This is a genomic window from Paraburkholderia sp. WS6, assembly GCF_030464835.1.
Taxonomy (GTDB): Bacteria; Pseudomonadota; Gammaproteobacteria; order Burkholderiales; family Burkholderiaceae; genus Paraburkholderia; species Paraburkholderia madseniana.
This window is the reverse complement of sequence record NZ_JALQCK010000014.1, coordinates 151,903-167,470: the sequence shown is the minus strand read 5'-3', so window position 1 is coordinate 167,470 and position 15,568 is coordinate 151,903. Positions and strand designations below refer to the sequence as shown.

Here is a 15,568-nt window from a genome sequence, read left to right as displayed (position 1 = left end):
GTCTACTTGAAATAGCTGTGGACGACTTCGATGAGTTGGTCGGTCGCGCTGCCGTCCGGCTCTTCATTGGTATCAGCGTCCACGAGATGGGTGCGGATATGGTCCTCGAGCACCACGGCCAGCAGGCCGTTCATCGCCCCACGGCAGCTTGTGATTTGCTGCAGCACGTCGACACATCCTTGCTCCTGTTCCAGCGCCCGCTCGATGGCTTCGACCTGCCCCTTGATGCGGCGGACCCGGTTGAGAAGCTTCTGTTTCTCGCGAATGGTGTGACTCATTGATGCCCTCCGATATACCGTGGGGGAGTATATCTCAGATAGGGTAGAGGGGTATATCAATCTTCGCGGGCGAAAGCATTCTGAAAAAACCGGGTGCGGTCTACTTTGTTTTGTCTTTTGTGGATTGGCGGTCCTTCCACGCCGAAAGGAGAGCGCGTCAACATACTCGGGCTGTGACCGTGGTGCATTCGACTGGTTCGGTTCGGCGAGACCATGGGCGCGTTGCATCGCTCCTCGTCGGACGGCGGCCTGCCATCGGCGTCATGCGCACACCGTGGGACCCGGCGGGTGGAGATCCCAACGGGCGCCACGGGGTGCCCTTCTAGAAACGGACCTTTTCGGACGCTAAGCTTTTGCTAGATCTGGACGACAAACGGTGCCGGGTTCCAGGATGAACCTAACGGAGGCCGCCACGTTTCGGGTCGAAGACACCTACCCTACACACGCCACAGCGAATGCGTAAGCCCGTACATACCGACTCGTCGTTGTCAAACGTAAGCCACTTCGGTCATCATGCCAGCCGCCTGGTGATACTCGTTGTGACAATGCATAAGCCAGCGACCTGCGTTGTCCGCGTCGAATGCAACAGTGACCTTTGCCATCGCCGGCACGATCACGGTGTCGCGCATCGCGCCCTGGAACGCCTTGCCGTTGAATGCGACGACCTGAAAATGATGACCATGCAAGTGCATCGGGTGCGACATCATAGTCGTATTGTGAAAAGTGATGGTCACCCGTTGACCAGCCCGGACTTTTACGGTGTCGCGGTTGTCCCAACCCTTACCGTTGATTCCCCAACTGTACGGCTGCATCGACCCGGTCAGCATCAGCATGAACTTCGCATCCACGGGGCGGGTCGCCAAAGGTTCCAGTGCCGACAACCGCAGCTCCTGATCAAAACTCACGGCGCCAGCCTGTTCGACCGCCGTCCCCGAAAGCTTGCGTACATTCATGCCGCCAGTGGCGAGAATGACACCAGTTTGTTGCCTCTCGCCTTCCCGAACCGCGAGGATCGGCCACACCCCTGCCCCCTTCGGAAGGTCCACAAGGATATCGATTCGCTGGGCCATGGCTAAACCAAATCGGCTACCTGTGAGCGGCTGGACGGCGTCACCGTCGACCGCGGCGACCGTCCCTTGCAGCGTTCCAAGGTCGACGTGGAAGTTCGTGGACGCAGCGCCATTGATAATGCGCAAGCGAACCTTCCCGCCTCGCTCGACGCGGATGACTTCGGGGTCGTCGAGAGTGCGATCGTTGGCGAGATAGGCATCGAAATCGACATCGTTGAGATCCATTTTCATGCCGGTCATTTGCCCCGACATGTTCATCCCCGACATGTTCATCCCCGTCATGCCGGGTTTGCCTGGCATGCCTTGCGGCGTCGAACCCCCGACCGGACTTGCCATCGCGGCCTGATCGGCCCGTTCAGGCTTTTGCAGCGCGGCCATCACCTCGGCGGGATCGCGGAAAAGGAAATCCTCCAGGAATATCGTCACCTCTTGAGCGTCGGCACGCACGTCATCGCTCGTGCGAACGATCAAAGGGGCCGCAAGCAGTTTTTGGGGCTGCAAACCACTATGCGAATGCATCCAGTGAGTGCCGGGCCGCGCAACAAAATCATAAGAGCGTCGCTCGCCTGGCCGAAGCATGGGTACGCCGAACTCGCTCACGCCGTCCTGATCGGATGGTGGCGACTGTCCGTGCCAGTGGACGATGGTCGGTTCGCTCAGGCCATTATGCAGGTCTACCAGGAAGCGTTCACCCGGATCGAGCAAAAGGGCGCGGGTGCCGTCAGGTTGACGCAGCCCGAACATTGTGGCGGCACGGCCGTTGACTTCGATCGAACGCGTCTCGACGAGCAGACGACGCCGGACGCTACCGCCATTTCCGCTGCCGATTGGCGGCAAGCTACTGACGCCCCATGCACCAGGACCCGCAAGCGCCGCAGTTGCGGCCACGGCAGAGGTCAATAAAAATTTTCGGCGAGGTAGCAACATAACGTTTTTTCCCCTTAATTCAAGAGTTTCCTGGAGACAGTGTTACGAGGAGCGATGATGTGAGTCTGGACCTGCGGTTCGACCGGAGAACGACGAATTGCCGAACTCGCCAACTGTGTTGTGAACATCTTTGACTTGGCTGCGGCTGTCACCGACGCTTTCTATCCGGCGACCACAATCGCAGCGTCAGCGCGTTACTCACAACGCTGACACTACTGAACGCCATCGCCGCGCCTGCCACGACTGGATTGAGCAAGCCCAGCGCCGCCAGCGGCACGCCAACCACGTTATAGACGAACGCCCAGAAGAGGTTCTGCTGAATCTTCCGGTAGGTGCGGCGTGAGATGTCGATGGCGTCCGCGATGAGGGCGGGGTCTCCGCGCATCAGCGTAATGCCGGCCGCGTGCATCGCCACGTCGGTCCCGGTCGCCATCGCGATGCCGACGTCCGCCGCAGCAAGCGCGGGCGCATCGTTGATGCCATCGCCGACCATGGCAACTGTTCTACCCGACGCGCGAAGTTCAGATACGACGCGCGCCTTGTCCTCGGGCAGTACCTCGGCGTTCACTGCCCCAATACCAAGCCGTTCAGCTACAGCGCGTGCCGCGCCCTTGTTATCGCCGGTCAGCAGGACCGTCCGTATTCTCATGGCATGCAACTGGTCAACGGCCGCCGCCGCGGTGTCCTTGACAGTGTCGCCAAAGGCGAGCAGCGCCACAACCATGCTGGGATTGCCCAATTCGACAAGCCACGAAACGGTCCGTCCACCAGCTTGTGCAGCGTTGCCCTTAAGAAGAATCGCCGCCGGTACCTTGACGCCCGATTCCTGCAGGAATCGGGCATTCGCAATGGCGTAGGGCCGGGCATCGACGACCGCCTGCACTCCACGCCCGGCTATGGCACGCACGTCACTCGCCCTCGGAACGACTATCCCGTCCGCGTGCGCTGCTTGCGTCACTGCATGTGCCAGCGGATGCTCGCTGCCCTGCTGGATAGCCGCCGCGATAGCGAGCGCTTCATCGCGCGCGAGGCCAAGGGTATGGAACTCGACGAGTGCCGGCCTGCCAACTGTCAGCGTGCCTGTCTTGTCGAACGTGACGGTATTGATTCTATGAGCTATCTCCAGGGCTTCGGCATCCTTGATGAGAATGCCGTGCCGCGCCGCGACCCCAGTGCCAGCCATGATGGCGGTCGGTGTTGCCAGTCCCAGTGCGCACGGGCAGGCGATAACAAGCACGGCGACCGCGTTGAGAATGGCGGTTTCCACGTTACCTGAGTAGAGCATCCAGCCAACGAAAGTCACGCAAGCAATGGCCAGAATCGTCGGCACAAATACGGCACTGACCTTGTCGACCAATCGCTGAATCGGCGCCTTCTCAGCCTGTGCGGATTCGACCAGCCGGATGATTCTGGACAGCGTTGTTTCCGCGCCGACGGCTGTCGTCTCGATGACAAGCAATCCGTCGACATTGATTGCCCCACCGGTGACCTTGTCGCCGGGCTGCTTCGCGACGGGCAGGCTCTCGCCCGTGATGAGTGATTCGTCCACTGAACTGGAGCCTTCCAAAATCTTGCCGTCTACCGGCACGCGCTCACCCGGGCGGACGACCACCTGGGTGCCGATGCGTACGGCGGTGAGAGGTAGCTCGTGCTCAGTCCCGTCCATGCGGACACGCGCCCTGTCAGGCCGGAGTGCGTTCAATGCGCGGATAGCCTCCGTAGTCTGGCGCTTTGCCTTGGCCTCGAGCCATTTCCCGAACTGGACCAGCGTGATGACAACAGCCGATGCTTCGAAATACAGATGGCCCATGTCGCCCGGATGGGTGATGACCTCATAGACGCTCAGCCCGTATGCTGCCGACGTACCGAGTGCAACCAGCAAGTCCATGTTGCCGGCCTTCGCGAGCACCGCCTTGTACGCCGATTTGTAGAAGCGCAGGTCGAACCCGAATTGCACGACACTCGACAGTGCCAACGAAAGCCAGACCGGGAGCATGACGTGGCCGCCCAACCATTGCGCCACCATTGGCACGACGAGCGGCGCGCTGAAAATGGCTGCACCGGCGACCTTGAGCGCCGCCAGGTCTCGCTTGGGCGACGGCTCGATCTCAGTTGCCGGAATGGTCGCGTCGTACCCTGCCTTCTGTACGGCACCCACGAGGGCGTCCAGGGGGACTCCTGCAAGGGCTTTTATCGTTGCCTGTTCCGTCGCCAGGTTCACGCTGGCCGATGACATGCCGACGACCTTGTTCAGTGACTTCTCAACGCGCGCGACACACGATGCGCAGGTCATGCCATTGATGCTCAGCACGACCTCCTGTTCCGGCACCTCATAGCCAGCCGCACGGACTGCGTCCGCGACGGCAGCCTGCGCCTGCAGGGATTCAGCTTCGATCGACGCTTTCTCGGTCGCAAGATTCACGGAGGTACGCGTCACGCCGGGCACACGCGCAATAGCTTTCTCCACCCGCGCGACGCATGATGCGCACGTCATGCCCTCAATGGGCAGTTCAAACGTGGTGGTAGCGCCAGGCGTCGCGCCATTGATATTCAGAAGTTCGGTAGCCATGGTGTGTTTGGAACGCCGCACCGGTGGGTGCGGCCGTCGGGGACTGCAGCACCGGCACTATGCCGACAAGAGGGTCAAGCGCGAACAGCTGGGGTGTACCCCGCTTCCTGGATGGCTGACAAAAAGTCGGCCGTACCGTGGGCGGATTCGATGCGCACCGTCCTGGCCGCAACGTCGATGTCCACTTGCGCCTGTGCGTCGACATCCCTTACCGCTTTAGTGATGACACCCGCGCAATGCCCGCAGGTCATGTCTTTGACTTCCAGTTCCATTTTGAAAACTCCATTTTGTAGTGAGCAATTTCAGTATCGACATTCCAACCGTTGGAATGTCAAGTGTTGCAACTAATTTCTCTGGCCAGCCAGTTCTTCCAGAATCGGGCATTCCGGGCGTGAATCGCCTCGACAGTGCTGCGCCAAATGCTCGAGCGTGTCTCTCATTTCGGTCAGATCCCGGATACGCAAGTCCAACTCCGCGATGTGTTCCTGCGCGAGTCGTTTGACCTCGCTACTGGGCCGGCTCCGGTTTTCCCAAAGACCCAGCAATGCGGAGATCTGCTTCATTGAGAAGCCGAGCCGTCGAGCTTGTTTGACGAAACGGAGCACCTCCACATCCTTGCGCGTATACACGCGGTAGTTCGATTCCGTCCGCATGGCAGCCTGAATCAGGCCGGCCTCCTCGTAGTGACGAATCATCTTGGCCGAAACGCCGGATGCCTTCGCGACTTCACCAATGTTCATGTCGAGTTCCCTCCAAACAACGGCGCACTGGCCATCGGAGCTAATTTTCAACATTCCTACAATGGGAAGGTCAAGCAGTTCTTGAGCGGGATTTGATGGCGTGAGGATGGCCTCGACAACGGGTATCGCGGGTCCGGCGAGCCAGATGTGGTGCATCGGGCGTGGCGCGCCTCGGCCATCGTAAAACGAAGTAAAGTCGTCAACACCCGGTTTTGCGTATCGCACACGACAGTTTTGGGGCGTCGATCATTGGAAGCTTCTCGAGCACCGCCGCTGCCACCTGAGCCCGCGAGCTACAGGTCGCGATCGCCAATGCCAAGGCAAAAGCTGCCTGCCATGCGATTATGGAAATGGCGCGCGATGGCGATACGATGCTCTTTGCGCATCGCTGGCTTCGTTGCAAAAGCTGGAGGAGATCGGGTCGCGTGAAGCGCGCCGCAGCACGCACAACGATACGGTGAGCCCACAAGACTCGCGTTGAGGATGTAGGGTGTCTCCTGCCCGCAATGCTGGCATTTCGTCTCAAGCTTCTGTCGGTCAGCGGGACACCGGTTTTCACTGAACATCTGGTACGTCACGCTGTGATGACCAAGCGATGTGCATTGCCTGCAGTACCGGAAAACCGGGTGATGCCGTCCCCGCTGGCCAGTGAAAAAATCACTTCGCTCTACGAAGGTGGCGAGATCGGGCGCACAGAAGCGAAGCCGGATTAGCTGCCATCTGATTTCGGTCAGATTTATATGAGCATGCGATCCTGGCGCGGGCGCACGCCAGTCAACTGGTATGCAGACGCGGGCAACTCACAATGCTCCGGGGTCCGGAAATACAGGCCGGCGCATGCTGCGTCGGAACGACTGGCGCCAGTGAAAAAACTCGGCGAAGCACAGGCACCGGCCATACCGGCAAGCAGGTCGATCAGGAACGGTCCAGCCGGTTTCCGTCAATCCGCACGCGGTCGCCCGGACGGAGATCGCCGGGTGAGGGCACGTCGAAGGAGCGTGACGATCCGTCATTGAGTTGAACAACGATTCGATACGCGCTCGGGGCCGCATTGCTGTACTGCCGGCCAATCTGATTTCCGGCCACCGCGCCGCCGAGCGCACCCACTACGGTCGCCACGTCGCGGCCATGCCCGCCGCCAAACTGGTTGCCGACCACACCACCGACGACCGCGCCGACCACCGTGCCCATTACACTGCCCGGGCTCACCGCATTGGATGTGGCGAGAGGCTGAATTCCCGAAACAACCCCATACTGAAGTCCGTAACCGGAGCTTGCAGGAGGCGCGTTGCCATAGGCGCTTGCGCTATCGACTGGCTGTGGATAGGTTGGCTGCACATACGCCGGCTGGGCATATGCGGGTTGCGCATAGGCAGGCTGCGCCGGACTCGCACCGTACGGCATGTTTGCGCCAGGAACCACGCATCCACTCAGGGGTAAAGCTGCGCACAGCGCGATGTAAAAGATTGGTTTGGCAAATTGAGTGTTGTACATGATGCTCTCGACATCTTGACGCCGCATGTCAGCGGGCAAAGTTGAAGTTCGGCATGGAGTATAAGGAAGCGTTGCCGAATATTTTCACTGCGCCGCGTAACAGTGTGTAAGTTGTTCCGCCGCCAACGCTCAAGTCAAACGCATCGCCTTGCTGACTTGTGTAGTTTCTCTGCGACGCGTTCCCGGACGCTTCGCTCGACGGGTGAGCGGCGTCGCGGAGTCACTTTGAGTCGACCGCTTGATGTGTGCCGGGCACTAGGCAAACGGGGGTGCCGGAACACAGCCGCTCGAACGCACTTACGTCCTTCCTCGCGGCCGCAGTTCGAAACGCTGATCAGCACTCGCCTGTTTTCGCATGTCCCGGCGGACAGTGATCGGGCCCATGCCCGTGATGGCGATGACGCTCTTCCCATTCGTCGCGATCCCAGTAGCGGCGTCCGTCGTAGTAACGGTCGCCATGCCAACCCGGAGACACGACGACCACCGCTGCTGTTGGCGTTCACAATTGATGGGAGTGGACAAAAACTGGGGGAGCGCGGCGTTTTGCCCTAAGCTACCTTCGACACCCGTTCAGCGAGGTGACGGATGGATATGCACTGGACGATTTACCTGCAGCGAGACGGTGCCGACGAGAATGTGCCGTTGGCGAGGTTTCAGCGTCCGCTCGAAGGAGCGACCCCGGCTGACTTCGGATTGTCGATGTCTGAGGCAAGAAGCCTGCTTTCCAGTCTTCAACAAGTGGTGGCTCAGGACCAGATCCGCGCCTACGATGCTCGACGCCGCCGCTGCAGACATTGCGGGCGATACCGCCGTATAAAAGACTGGCGCCCTCGGGTGTTTGCGACCGCGTTGGGCAGTGTCAAAGTTCGAGTGCCCCGGGTGATATCGTGCTTGTGCACCCCTGAACCGCTCGACGAGAACGATGACTCAGCGGATCTTCGATTCTCCGAGTGCCCGATAGAAAGTTTGCTACCGGGACGACGTACGCCGGAGCTTGCATACCTGTGTGCGAAGCAAGGTGCTGCCGTTTCCTACCGGTCTGCTGCACGCAGTATCGCCGATCTCACCGGGTTGCAAACTCTGTCTCACGCCACTGTTCGCAAAGAGACGCTCAACTGCGGTGAGCAAATTGAGAACGACCAGTTCTACGTTGGGTGGTTCGCGGGAACCCAACACCGTGGTGGAACGAAGCACCTGGGTCTCGCAATTGACGGCACGGTAGTCACGGCGGTGCCGCTGGAAGAGGTGCGCAGGTTCGAAGTTATCGCGGGCCGTGTTGAGTGTGAGGGGATAGCGGCTCGACGATTCGCTCGTGCTCTCCAGCGTCCAAGCCTTACACGCGTGCTTATCGCTGCTGCACTCGACCAGTGTGGCTGGGGCCGTTCTACTTTGGTCGACGTGGTCACAGATGGTGCCCGGGGTATGCGATCGTTAGTGACTTCAGTGGCGTCTTGCGTCGCACCGCGGATTCTTGACTGGTTTCACATCGGCATGAAACTTCACGCTGTGCGGTCAGCGCTCTGCGCATACACATTTCCTCTCTACCAGCGACCGGTGGTGATGCGGCGATGCGAGCGACTAATAAATCGCGTGCGCGACAAGCTGTGGCGCGGCCGGGGCGACGCGGCAATCGAGATCCTACGTACCCTCATCGCCTCCCTGGATCTTGAGATCGGATCTTTGCCACAGTTCTATGGTCTCGGCGCTGGCACAGCGAGTAGCGCAGCCGCTCGATTATTGACTTTCCTTGTGAACAATCGGAGCGATCTTATCGACTATCAACAAGCACGTATGAACGGCCGTCGGGTATCGTCGGCATCGGCCGAATCGGTCATGAATCATTTGATAAACCGACGGCTCACGAAACGTCAACAAATGCGTTGGTCGTTGAAGGGCGCTCACTACCTACTGCAAACCCGAGTAGAACTGCTCGACGGGAGGCTGGAGACGTGTTTCGCCAAGCGCTTCCCTCACTTCAGATCGCCGGAGGTCGCTCGACAATGAGCGCCTTTCCCCCACTTTTTGTCCACTCCCATCGACACGGCTAGCGGCAATTGTGAACACCAACAAAACCCGAGACGGTAACGATCGACAAAAGCGGCGCCAATCTGGCTGCGCTGGAGGCCCTCAATGCCGAGCGCGACACGCCGATCAAGGTCCGCCAGAACAAGTATCTGAATAACCTCATCGAACAGGACCACCGGGCGATCAAGCGCCGTACCCGGCCGATGCTGGGATTCAAGAATTTTCGTTGTGCCCGCATCATCCTGTCGGGCATCGAAACGATGCATATGATCAGGAAAGGGCAGATGAAAGCTGATGGCGTCACGCGAACTGCCGCAGAGCAGTTCAATTCACCGTTCATGTAAGGAATCCTTAGCATGGCACCGCCTTCTAGCCTTGCCGGCCTTATTGCGACACAACCAACACACGTTCCCAGTAGTTTTTACGCCGTCGCCCCGTCAACGTAACAGCGCCGTTGACTTCAAGCGACGAAGCGCCCTCGATAGCGAGCGCGCTCCTTTTCGTCGTATGCCTTTTTGTGAACCCCGTGTTTTGTGGATTCGGCGGACGTAGTCAAGTAAGCGGCCCATCGGTGTCGCCAGGCTCGATATGCGGCTGTGCCAACCGGTGCGCATGCCCCTTGCCTGCTATCGCATCCAGAATCAGTTCAGCAATGATTCTGCCGGACGAGTGCCCTGTCGGCTGCACGATGGACGTTACCGTGCGGGGTGACGCGACGTCGGACGGCACACCGTCATAGACAATCAGCGAGATGTCCGTGCCGAGCTGCTTGCCGCTGTCTCTGATCGCGCGAAACGCGCCAACGCCGGCAATGTTGTTGTCCACCAGCAACGCGGTTGGTGGTTCGGCAAGTTCAAGCAGTGCACGCGTCGCTTCGTAAGCGTGCACCCGGTCAAACGCGCCCTCGATCATCAGCGAAGCCTCCGACTGAATCTCCGCCTCGCCTAGCGCGCTCAGAAATCCGGCGCGCCGTTGTGCCGCAAAGCTCATCGTAAGCGGCGCACTGATCAAGGCAATCCTTCTATGGCCGAAGGCAATCAGACGTTGTGCCGCAGCCCGGGCTCCGGCTTCGTTGTCGAAGTCGAACCACCCATAAGGCACAGGGCTGTTCGTCCGTCCATAGGCGATGAACGGAAACTGGCGTGCCTGTAGAAACTGGATGCGTGCATCGTCGATCTGGGTCCGCGCCACGATCAGACCATCCACCAGCTTGTTTTCGACCAGGCGGCGGTACGTTTCGAGTTCCGCATTCGGCCGGGCAGAGACGATGATCAGGTCCAGGTCGCTCTCTCCGAGGCGCTCCGTCATGCCGGCCACCACTTCCCCGAGGCGCGGATCGCCAAGATCGTCCGTCCCAAACGGGTAGATCATGCCCACTGCCTCGGCGCGGCCTGTCGCGAGCCGGCGAGCGGTCGGATCCGCGTGATAGCCCAGCGCGTGCGCCGCCTCGATGACCCGCTGGCGCGTTGCTTCATTGACGTCGTCGTATCCGTTTAGCGCACGGCTAACGGTCGTGCGGGAAAGTCCGAGCGAATCGGACAGCGTTTTCAGACTCACCTTCAAAGTTCCACCCTTGGAATTTCCTGTTTTGCACGTGACCGCCCTTGCAGAGCTGGATTTCCCGGCCCCCGGCCAGTCGCCATGTTACCTCAAGCCCACAAACGCGTTTGACAATCCAAACCGGTTTGAACTAAGATCCAAACCGGTTTGGAAAGATACTGGCTTCGAGAAATTGGAGCCGTTCATCCTGACACGGGCGCGCGAGAGACCATCTTTGGCCCGCTAAAAAACAGCCCGGCGGCCCTGTTGCGGCGAACAACTGCTGCATTCGGCTGCCGGAACGCTCCAGCTTCATCCACCTGAAAGCAAGGGCGGGCGGAGCCGACAAGCGTAGTTCATTTCATTGTTTCGCCGCAGTGAGCTTTCTGTTGTCTCCAGTACCCTGTATCTCGAGATACTGAATCAGATATTTCGGATAGCTAATAAGTCAAATGGCAGCTTTTCCGCTGTTCCGGCGGTTTCGGGCAGCCTTCGTTGCGCACTTACCTTAGGATGTGACACCCGATGAACAGACTCCGATCCTCCCAATCCCTGTCGACTCGTGCCCGCCTGCGTTCCACCGTGGTTTGCGGCTCCCTGCTCGTCACCGCGGCGGCACCCGCGCTGGCGCAGTCGTCGGTACCCGGTTTTCCTGCGCCGACGCCGCACACGCAGCAGGCCTATGACCCGGAAAGCAATTTCACCATGCGCTGGACCCGCGCTGACATCCGTCAGATCAAGGCGCAGTCGCATACGGCAAGCGCGGTGGACAAGAACTCGCTGCCTGCGTCGCTGACCATGCCGGACATTCCGCAGGACTTTCCACTCATCAATTCCAACGTGTGGGTATGGGACACGTGGCCGCTGGCCGATCTGAGTGCGAACCAGTTGAGCTTCAAGGGCTGGGAAATCATCTTCTCGCTGACAGCGGATCCGCACGCAGGCTACACGTTCGACGATCGCCACGTGCATGCACGCATCGGCTTCTTCTATCGCCGCGCGGGCATTCCGGCGTCCCAGCGTCCGGCCAACGGCGGCTGGACATGGGGCGGCCACCTGTTCCCGGACGGTGCGAGCGCCAAGGTATTCGGCAACGCACCGATGACCAACAACGCGGAATGGTCCGGCTCCGCGCGCCTGATCCACGGCGACAATGTGAGCCTCTACTACACGGCGCTGTCGTTCAACCGCTCGGCGCCAGGCGGCTCGGACATCACGCCGCCAATCGCGATCATTTCGCGCGCGGACGGACACATTCACGCAGACGACACGCACGTCTGGTTCACGGGCTTCGACGACCACGAGGCCCTGCTTCAGCCCGATGGGACGATGTATCAGACGGGTCAGCAGAACGACTACTACTCGTTCCGCGATCCGTTCGTCTTCACCGATCCCGCGCATCCGGGCAAGACCTACATGGTGTTCGAAGGCAACACGGGCGGCCCCCGCGGCGCCCGGACGTGTACCGACGCGGACCTCGGCTATGCAGCCAATGATCCGTACAAGGAGGACCTCAATACGGTGATGAACTCGGGCGCGGTGTACCAGAAGGCGAACGTCGGCCTTGCCATCGCGACCAACCCACAGCTCACCCAGTGGAAATTCCTGCCGCCGCTGTTGTCCGCGAACTGCGTGGACGATCAGACGGAACGCCCGCAGATCTACATGAAGGACGGCAAGTACTACCTCTTCACAATCAGCCACCGCGCGACGATGGCCGCTGGTGTAGACGGGCCGGACGGCGTGTACGGCTTTGTGGGCAACGGCATACGCAGCGACTTCCTGCCCTTGAATGGCGGCAGCGGTCTCGCGCTCGGCAACCCGACCGACTTCGACGCGCCAGTCGGCGCGCCTTACGCGGAAGATCCGAACCAGAATCCGCGCGCGTTCCAGTCTTATTCGCACTACGTCATGCCGGGTGGCCTCGTCGAGTCGTTCATCGACGCCATCGGTTCGCGACGCGGCGGCACCCTGGCGCCGACGGTGAAGATCCGGATCGACGGCGCGTCCACGACCGTGGATCGCACCTATGGCAACGGTGGGCTCGGCGGCTACGGCGATATCCCAGCGACCACGGCCGCGCCAGGCAACGGCCAGGGTCGGTGATCACGGCGCCTCCGGCGGTTTGCGCTTCGGCGCCGCAGCCGGCTGCGGAAATTCCGGCGAATAGGCGGCGCTGACACGGCGAGAGCAGGCAGAAGTGGTCTGCTCTCGCCCAGTCGCAACCGCATCCACCGAATAAACGATGCAACGATGAACCGCTGGATTCCCAACCTGTCTGCCCATCGCGGGCCGGCCTATCTAGCCGTGGCCGACGAAATCGAAACGGCGATTCGTGCTGGACACATCAAGGCGGGCAACAGACTACCCTCGCAACGCCTGCTCGCCGATTTCCTCGGCCTTCATGTGAACACGGTGAACCGCGCGATGCGCGAAACTGCGCGCCGCGGCTTGACGGCCGGCAGCAAACGCAGCGGCACGGTCATTCTCGGGCAACCGGCCTGAGCACATGATTCTTTCAGCTCGCTGCAAGGAGAAAACAACTCATGCATGACTCGCGACGCCACTTCCTCTACGCACGCCTTCTGCCGCCGCTGCTGTGCGCCGCGCTAACGGTTTCGATCACTGACAACGCTGCGTCGTACCAGTTGCCGGCCGCGAGTGATTCAGGCACACCGCAGTGGCGCTCCGCGCTTCACTACACGCCCCAGCGCAACTGGATGAACGATCCCAACGGCCTGGTCTACGACAAGGGCATCTATCACCTGTTCTATCAGTACAACCCGAATGCAAATGTCTGGGGCGACATGTCGTGGGGACATGCCACCAGCCGCGACCTCCTCCACTGGATCGAGCAACCGGTCGCGATGCGCGCGACTCAAACTGAAGAGATATTCTCCGGTTCAATCGTCGTTGACACGCACAACACGGCCGGGTTGGGACCGGCAAATTCGTCGCCACTCGTGGCGCTTTATACGAGCGTGTACAAGACTGGGTCCGGACATGCGCCGGGTACCCAGGCTCAGTCGCTCGCGTACAGTCTGGATGAAGGCCAGACATGGCAGAAGTACTCACGCAATCCGGTCCTGACGCTCAACCCGGAATCGAATAACTTTCGCGATCCTAAGGTTTCCTGGTATGGGCCGGGTGGGTACTGGTTGATGACTACCGTTGTCGCCGACGCGCACGTAGTCAAAATGTACCGGTCGGACAACCTCATCGACTGGACGTTCCTGAGCGACTTCACGCTTCCGGACATTCCTCATCAGGGGGCATTGTGGGAGATGCCCGATCTCTTCCCGCTTCCTCTCGATGGAGACAGTCACAATCAGAAGTGGGTCATGATTGTCAACGTCAACCCATGGTCGATTGCCGGTGGGTCCGGCGCGATGTATTTCGTCGGCAGTTTCGACGGCAGGACGTTCACGCCGGAGCACGTGCCGCCGGCCGGCTCCGATCCTTCACGATATCAATGGCTCGACCACGGCGCGGACTATTACGCGGCGGGAACCTTCGCCGGCGCGCCGGGCGGCAAAGCCATCACAATCGGCTGGATGAGCAACTGGGACTACGCGGCCCGCATACCGACCGCTCCGTGGAAGGGTGCGATGGCGCTTCCCCGCGTGCTGTCGCTGAAGACGGTCGACGGCATGCCGCGACTGACGTTCGAGCCGGTGGAGCAATACGCGTCCCTCGTACGCGAAGGTTCCACGACGCGTATAAAGGAGCGCACGGTTTCGTCCAGCACACAGGAACTCGCGCCGTCCACGCGAGGCACCGTGCAAAACGTCGACCTGACAATCACGCCGCGTTCGGCACAGCGTGCCGGCCTCATCGTGCGAGGTTCGGCGAATGGCGCTGCCGGCACCCGCATCTTCTACGACACCGGTAGCCAGACGCTGACGCTCGACCGTTCGAGCTCCGGCGAAACCGGTTTCTCGGATGCGTTCAGCAAACAGCACATCGTCAATCTGCCACTGGAGAACGGGAAGTTGCGCCTCACTATTGTGGCCGACAGGAACTCGGTGGAAGTGTTTGCGGGCGGCGGCGAAATCGTCGTGACGGATCTGATCTTCCCTGCACTCGACGACGATCGCCTGTCCCTTTCCGCCGACAACGGCACGGCGACATTCAGCGATATATCCATTACCGACCTTCCCGATCCGCGCAGCACCCTGCATGCGCGCTAGCAGACGTTCTTCTTGCGAGGTTTAGCCGGTTTCGGCCCAAACTAAGCTTGATGCGGAGTGTCAGCGAAGAATTCTGGAGGGAGGATGGCCTCTCCGGTGAAACACCACCGATAGGTCACCCATACGGCAGCGCTCAAGAAAACAGTTTTGGTGACTCAAATGCCGTTTGGCGCCGACGTCGCGAAGGCGTGGATCGGCTGGTTCGTGCGGGAGCTTTCTTGCCAACCGAAGCGAGGCGCTCATTGAGACCCCTTCGAGCAGTGCCTGGCACAAGTCGGACCGTGTCGTTGACGCTCGCCGCGTTACCGGAGATGGCGCAAAGCAGCGTCACGCTGCACGGTATCGTCGGCACCGGCATCGGTTATCAGAGCAGTACGACGACGCTCGGCTCGACCACGGGCGGGCGGCAGTAAGCGTCGTACCGCCAGTTGCTCGCACCGCACAGCCCGACGATCTGGCTTCCGGCAATGCGCCCATGCTGGGCGCACACGAAAAAGGCCTTATGGACATGCATCCATAAGGCCTTGATTTCTTTGGTTGGGGCGAGAGGATTTGAACCTCCTCCCACCTGCACCCCACGAAAGGAATAAATCGTCCCAAGCTGTAGAGCCTGCCCGGAGTCGAGGCGCTCGGCACTATTCGCCACGGAACAGCATTCCGGAGGGCTCGGTAATTTTGCGTATACACATGCGTATATCTAACGCAGATCTTGAAATTTTTTATTTCACAATCAAGT

General features: G+C 60.2%; 13 protein-coding genes and 1 pseudogene. 7 read left to right on the top strand and 7 right to left on the bottom strand.

Features of this window, described 5'->3' with window-relative positions; genetic code table 11:
- Positions 1–2 precede the first annotated feature (2 nt).
- From M0D64_RS18860 to cueR, 5 genes are all read right to left on the bottom strand, one after another.
- A complete protein-coding gene (locus M0D64_RS18860; RefSeq protein WP_266258834.1) occupies positions 3–278 on the bottom strand; it encodes a metal/formaldehyde-sensitive transcriptional repressor in 276 nt (91 codons plus the stop codon).
- A gap of 488 nt (positions 279–766) precedes the next feature.
- Positions 767–2,275 carry a multicopper oxidase family protein gene (locus tag M0D64_RS18855; protein ID WP_266258833.1) on the bottom strand — a complete coding sequence of 503 codons (1,509 nt, stop codon included), beginning with the start codon at positions 2,273–2,275 and terminating at the stop codon, positions 767–769.
- A 148-nt stretch (positions 2,276–2,423) separates the two neighbouring features.
- Positions 2,424–4,844 carry a heavy metal translocating P-type ATPase gene (locus tag M0D64_RS18850; RefSeq protein WP_266258832.1) on the bottom strand — a complete coding sequence of 807 codons (2,421 nt, stop codon included), beginning with the start codon at positions 4,842–4,844 and terminating at the stop codon, positions 2,424–2,426.
- A gap of 74 nt (positions 4,845–4,918) precedes the next feature.
- A complete protein-coding gene (locus M0D64_RS18845; protein WP_266258831.1) occupies positions 4,919–5,116 on the bottom strand; it encodes a heavy-metal-associated domain-containing protein in 198 nt (65 codons plus the stop codon).
- A 72-nt stretch (positions 5,117–5,188) separates the two neighbouring features.
- Positions 5,189–5,584 (bottom strand): Cu(I)-responsive transcriptional regulator, encoded by a 396-nt coding sequence (gene cueR / locus M0D64_RS18840; RefSeq protein WP_266258853.1) that lies wholly within the window; start codon positions 5,582–5,584, stop codon positions 5,189–5,191.
- A 506-nt stretch (positions 5,585–6,090) separates the two neighbouring features.
- Here cueR and M0D64_RS18835 point away from each other — a divergent pair.
- Positions 6,091–6,297 (top strand): hypothetical protein, encoded by a 207-nt coding sequence (locus tag M0D64_RS18835; RefSeq protein ID WP_266258830.1) that lies wholly within the window; start codon positions 6,091–6,093, stop codon positions 6,295–6,297.
- Between the two features lie 202 nt (positions 6,298–6,499).
- Here M0D64_RS18835 and M0D64_RS18830 read toward each other — a convergent pair whose 3' ends face one another.
- The gene (locus tag M0D64_RS18830; RefSeq protein ID WP_266258829.1) at positions 6,500–7,078 is read right to left on the bottom strand and encodes a glycine zipper 2TM domain-containing protein; all 579 of its coding nucleotides are present in this window, start codon (positions 7,076–7,078) and stop codon (positions 6,500–6,502) included.
- A gap of 585 nt (positions 7,079–7,663) precedes the next feature.
- On the opposite strand from M0D64_RS18830, the gene M0D64_RS18825 reads away from it, so the two are divergent.
- Both M0D64_RS18825 and M0D64_RS18820 read left to right on the top strand, forming a co-directional pair.
- A complete protein-coding gene (locus M0D64_RS18825) occupies positions 7,664–9,082 on the top strand; it encodes an ISKra4 family transposase (RefSeq protein WP_266258828.1) in 1,419 nt (472 codons plus the stop codon).
- Positions 9,083–9,147: 65 nt separating this feature from the next.
- A pseudogene (locus M0D64_RS18820) lies at positions 9,148–9,447 on the top strand (DDE-type integrase/transposase/recombinase); the annotation flags it as partial.
- A gap of 208 nt (positions 9,448–9,655) precedes the next feature.
- Here M0D64_RS18820 and M0D64_RS18815 read toward each other — a convergent pair.
- Complete coding sequence (locus tag M0D64_RS18815; protein ID WP_154565325.1) at positions 9,656–10,666, bottom strand: substrate-binding domain-containing protein; 1,011 nt, start codon at positions 10,664–10,666, stop codon at positions 9,656–9,658.
- Positions 10,667–11,167: 501 nt separating this feature from the next.
- Here M0D64_RS18815 and M0D64_RS18810 point away from each other — a divergent pair.
- The 4 genes from M0D64_RS18810 (at position 11,168) to M0D64_RS18795 (ending at position 15,245) form a co-directional block, all read left to right on the top strand.
- A complete protein-coding gene (locus tag M0D64_RS18810) occupies positions 11,168–12,748 on the top strand; it encodes a glycoside hydrolase family 68 protein (RefSeq protein WP_266258827.1) in 1,581 nt (526 codons plus the stop codon).
- A gap of 147 nt (positions 12,749–12,895) precedes the next feature.
- Positions 12,896–13,147 carry a GntR family transcriptional regulator gene (locus tag M0D64_RS18805; RefSeq protein ID WP_154565323.1) on the top strand — a complete coding sequence of 84 codons (252 nt, stop codon included), beginning with the start codon at positions 12,896–12,898 and terminating at the stop codon, positions 13,145–13,147.
- Between the two features lie 41 nt (positions 13,148–13,188).
- Positions 13,189–14,832, top strand: a complete 1,644-nt coding sequence (locus M0D64_RS18800; protein WP_266258826.1) for a glycoside hydrolase family 32 protein — start codon at positions 13,189–13,191, stop codon at positions 14,830–14,832.
- A 281-nt stretch (positions 14,833–15,113) separates the two neighbouring features.
- Entirely contained in the window at positions 15,114–15,245 is a 132-nt protein-coding gene (locus M0D64_RS18795; RefSeq protein WP_233465025.1) for a porin, read from the top strand.
- The last annotated feature ends 323 nt before the right edge of the window (positions 15,246–15,568 follow it).

Coding starts and splice junctions, on each gene's coding strand:
- M0D64_RS18835 (WP_266258830.1), top strand. CDS start 6,091: ATGCTGGCATTTCGTCTCAAGCTTCTGTCGGTCAGCGGGACACCGGTT.
- M0D64_RS18860 (WP_266258834.1), bottom strand. CDS start 278: ATGAGTCACACCATTCGCGAGAAACAGAAGCTTCTCAACCGGGTCCGC.
- M0D64_RS18855 (WP_266258833.1), bottom strand. CDS start 2,275: ATGTTGCTACCTCGCCGAAAATTTTTATTGACCTCTGCCGTGGCCGCA.
- M0D64_RS18850 (WP_266258832.1), bottom strand. CDS start 4,844: ATGGCTACCGAACTTCTGAATATCAATGGCGCGACGCCTGGCGCTACC.
- M0D64_RS18830 (WP_266258829.1), bottom strand. CDS start 7,078: ATGTACAACACTCAATTTGCCAAACCAATCTTTTACATCGCGCTGTGC.
- M0D64_RS18800 (WP_266258826.1), top strand. CDS start 13,189: ATGCATGACTCGCGACGCCACTTCCTCTACGCACGCCTTCTGCCGCCG.
- M0D64_RS18825 (WP_266258828.1), top strand. CDS start 7,664: ATGGATATGCACTGGACGATTTACCTGCAGCGAGACGGTGCCGACGAG.
- cueR (WP_266258853.1), bottom strand. CDS start 5,584: ATGAACATTGGTGAAGTCGCGAAGGCATCCGGCGTTTCGGCCAAGATG.
- M0D64_RS18810 (WP_266258827.1), top strand. CDS start 11,168: ATGAACAGACTCCGATCCTCCCAATCCCTGTCGACTCGTGCCCGCCTG.
- M0D64_RS18805 (WP_154565323.1), top strand. CDS start 12,896: ATGAACCGCTGGATTCCCAACCTGTCTGCCCATCGCGGGCCGGCCTAT.
- M0D64_RS18845 (WP_266258831.1), bottom strand. CDS start 5,116: ATGGAACTGGAAGTCAAAGACATGACCTGCGGGCATTGCGCGGGTGTC.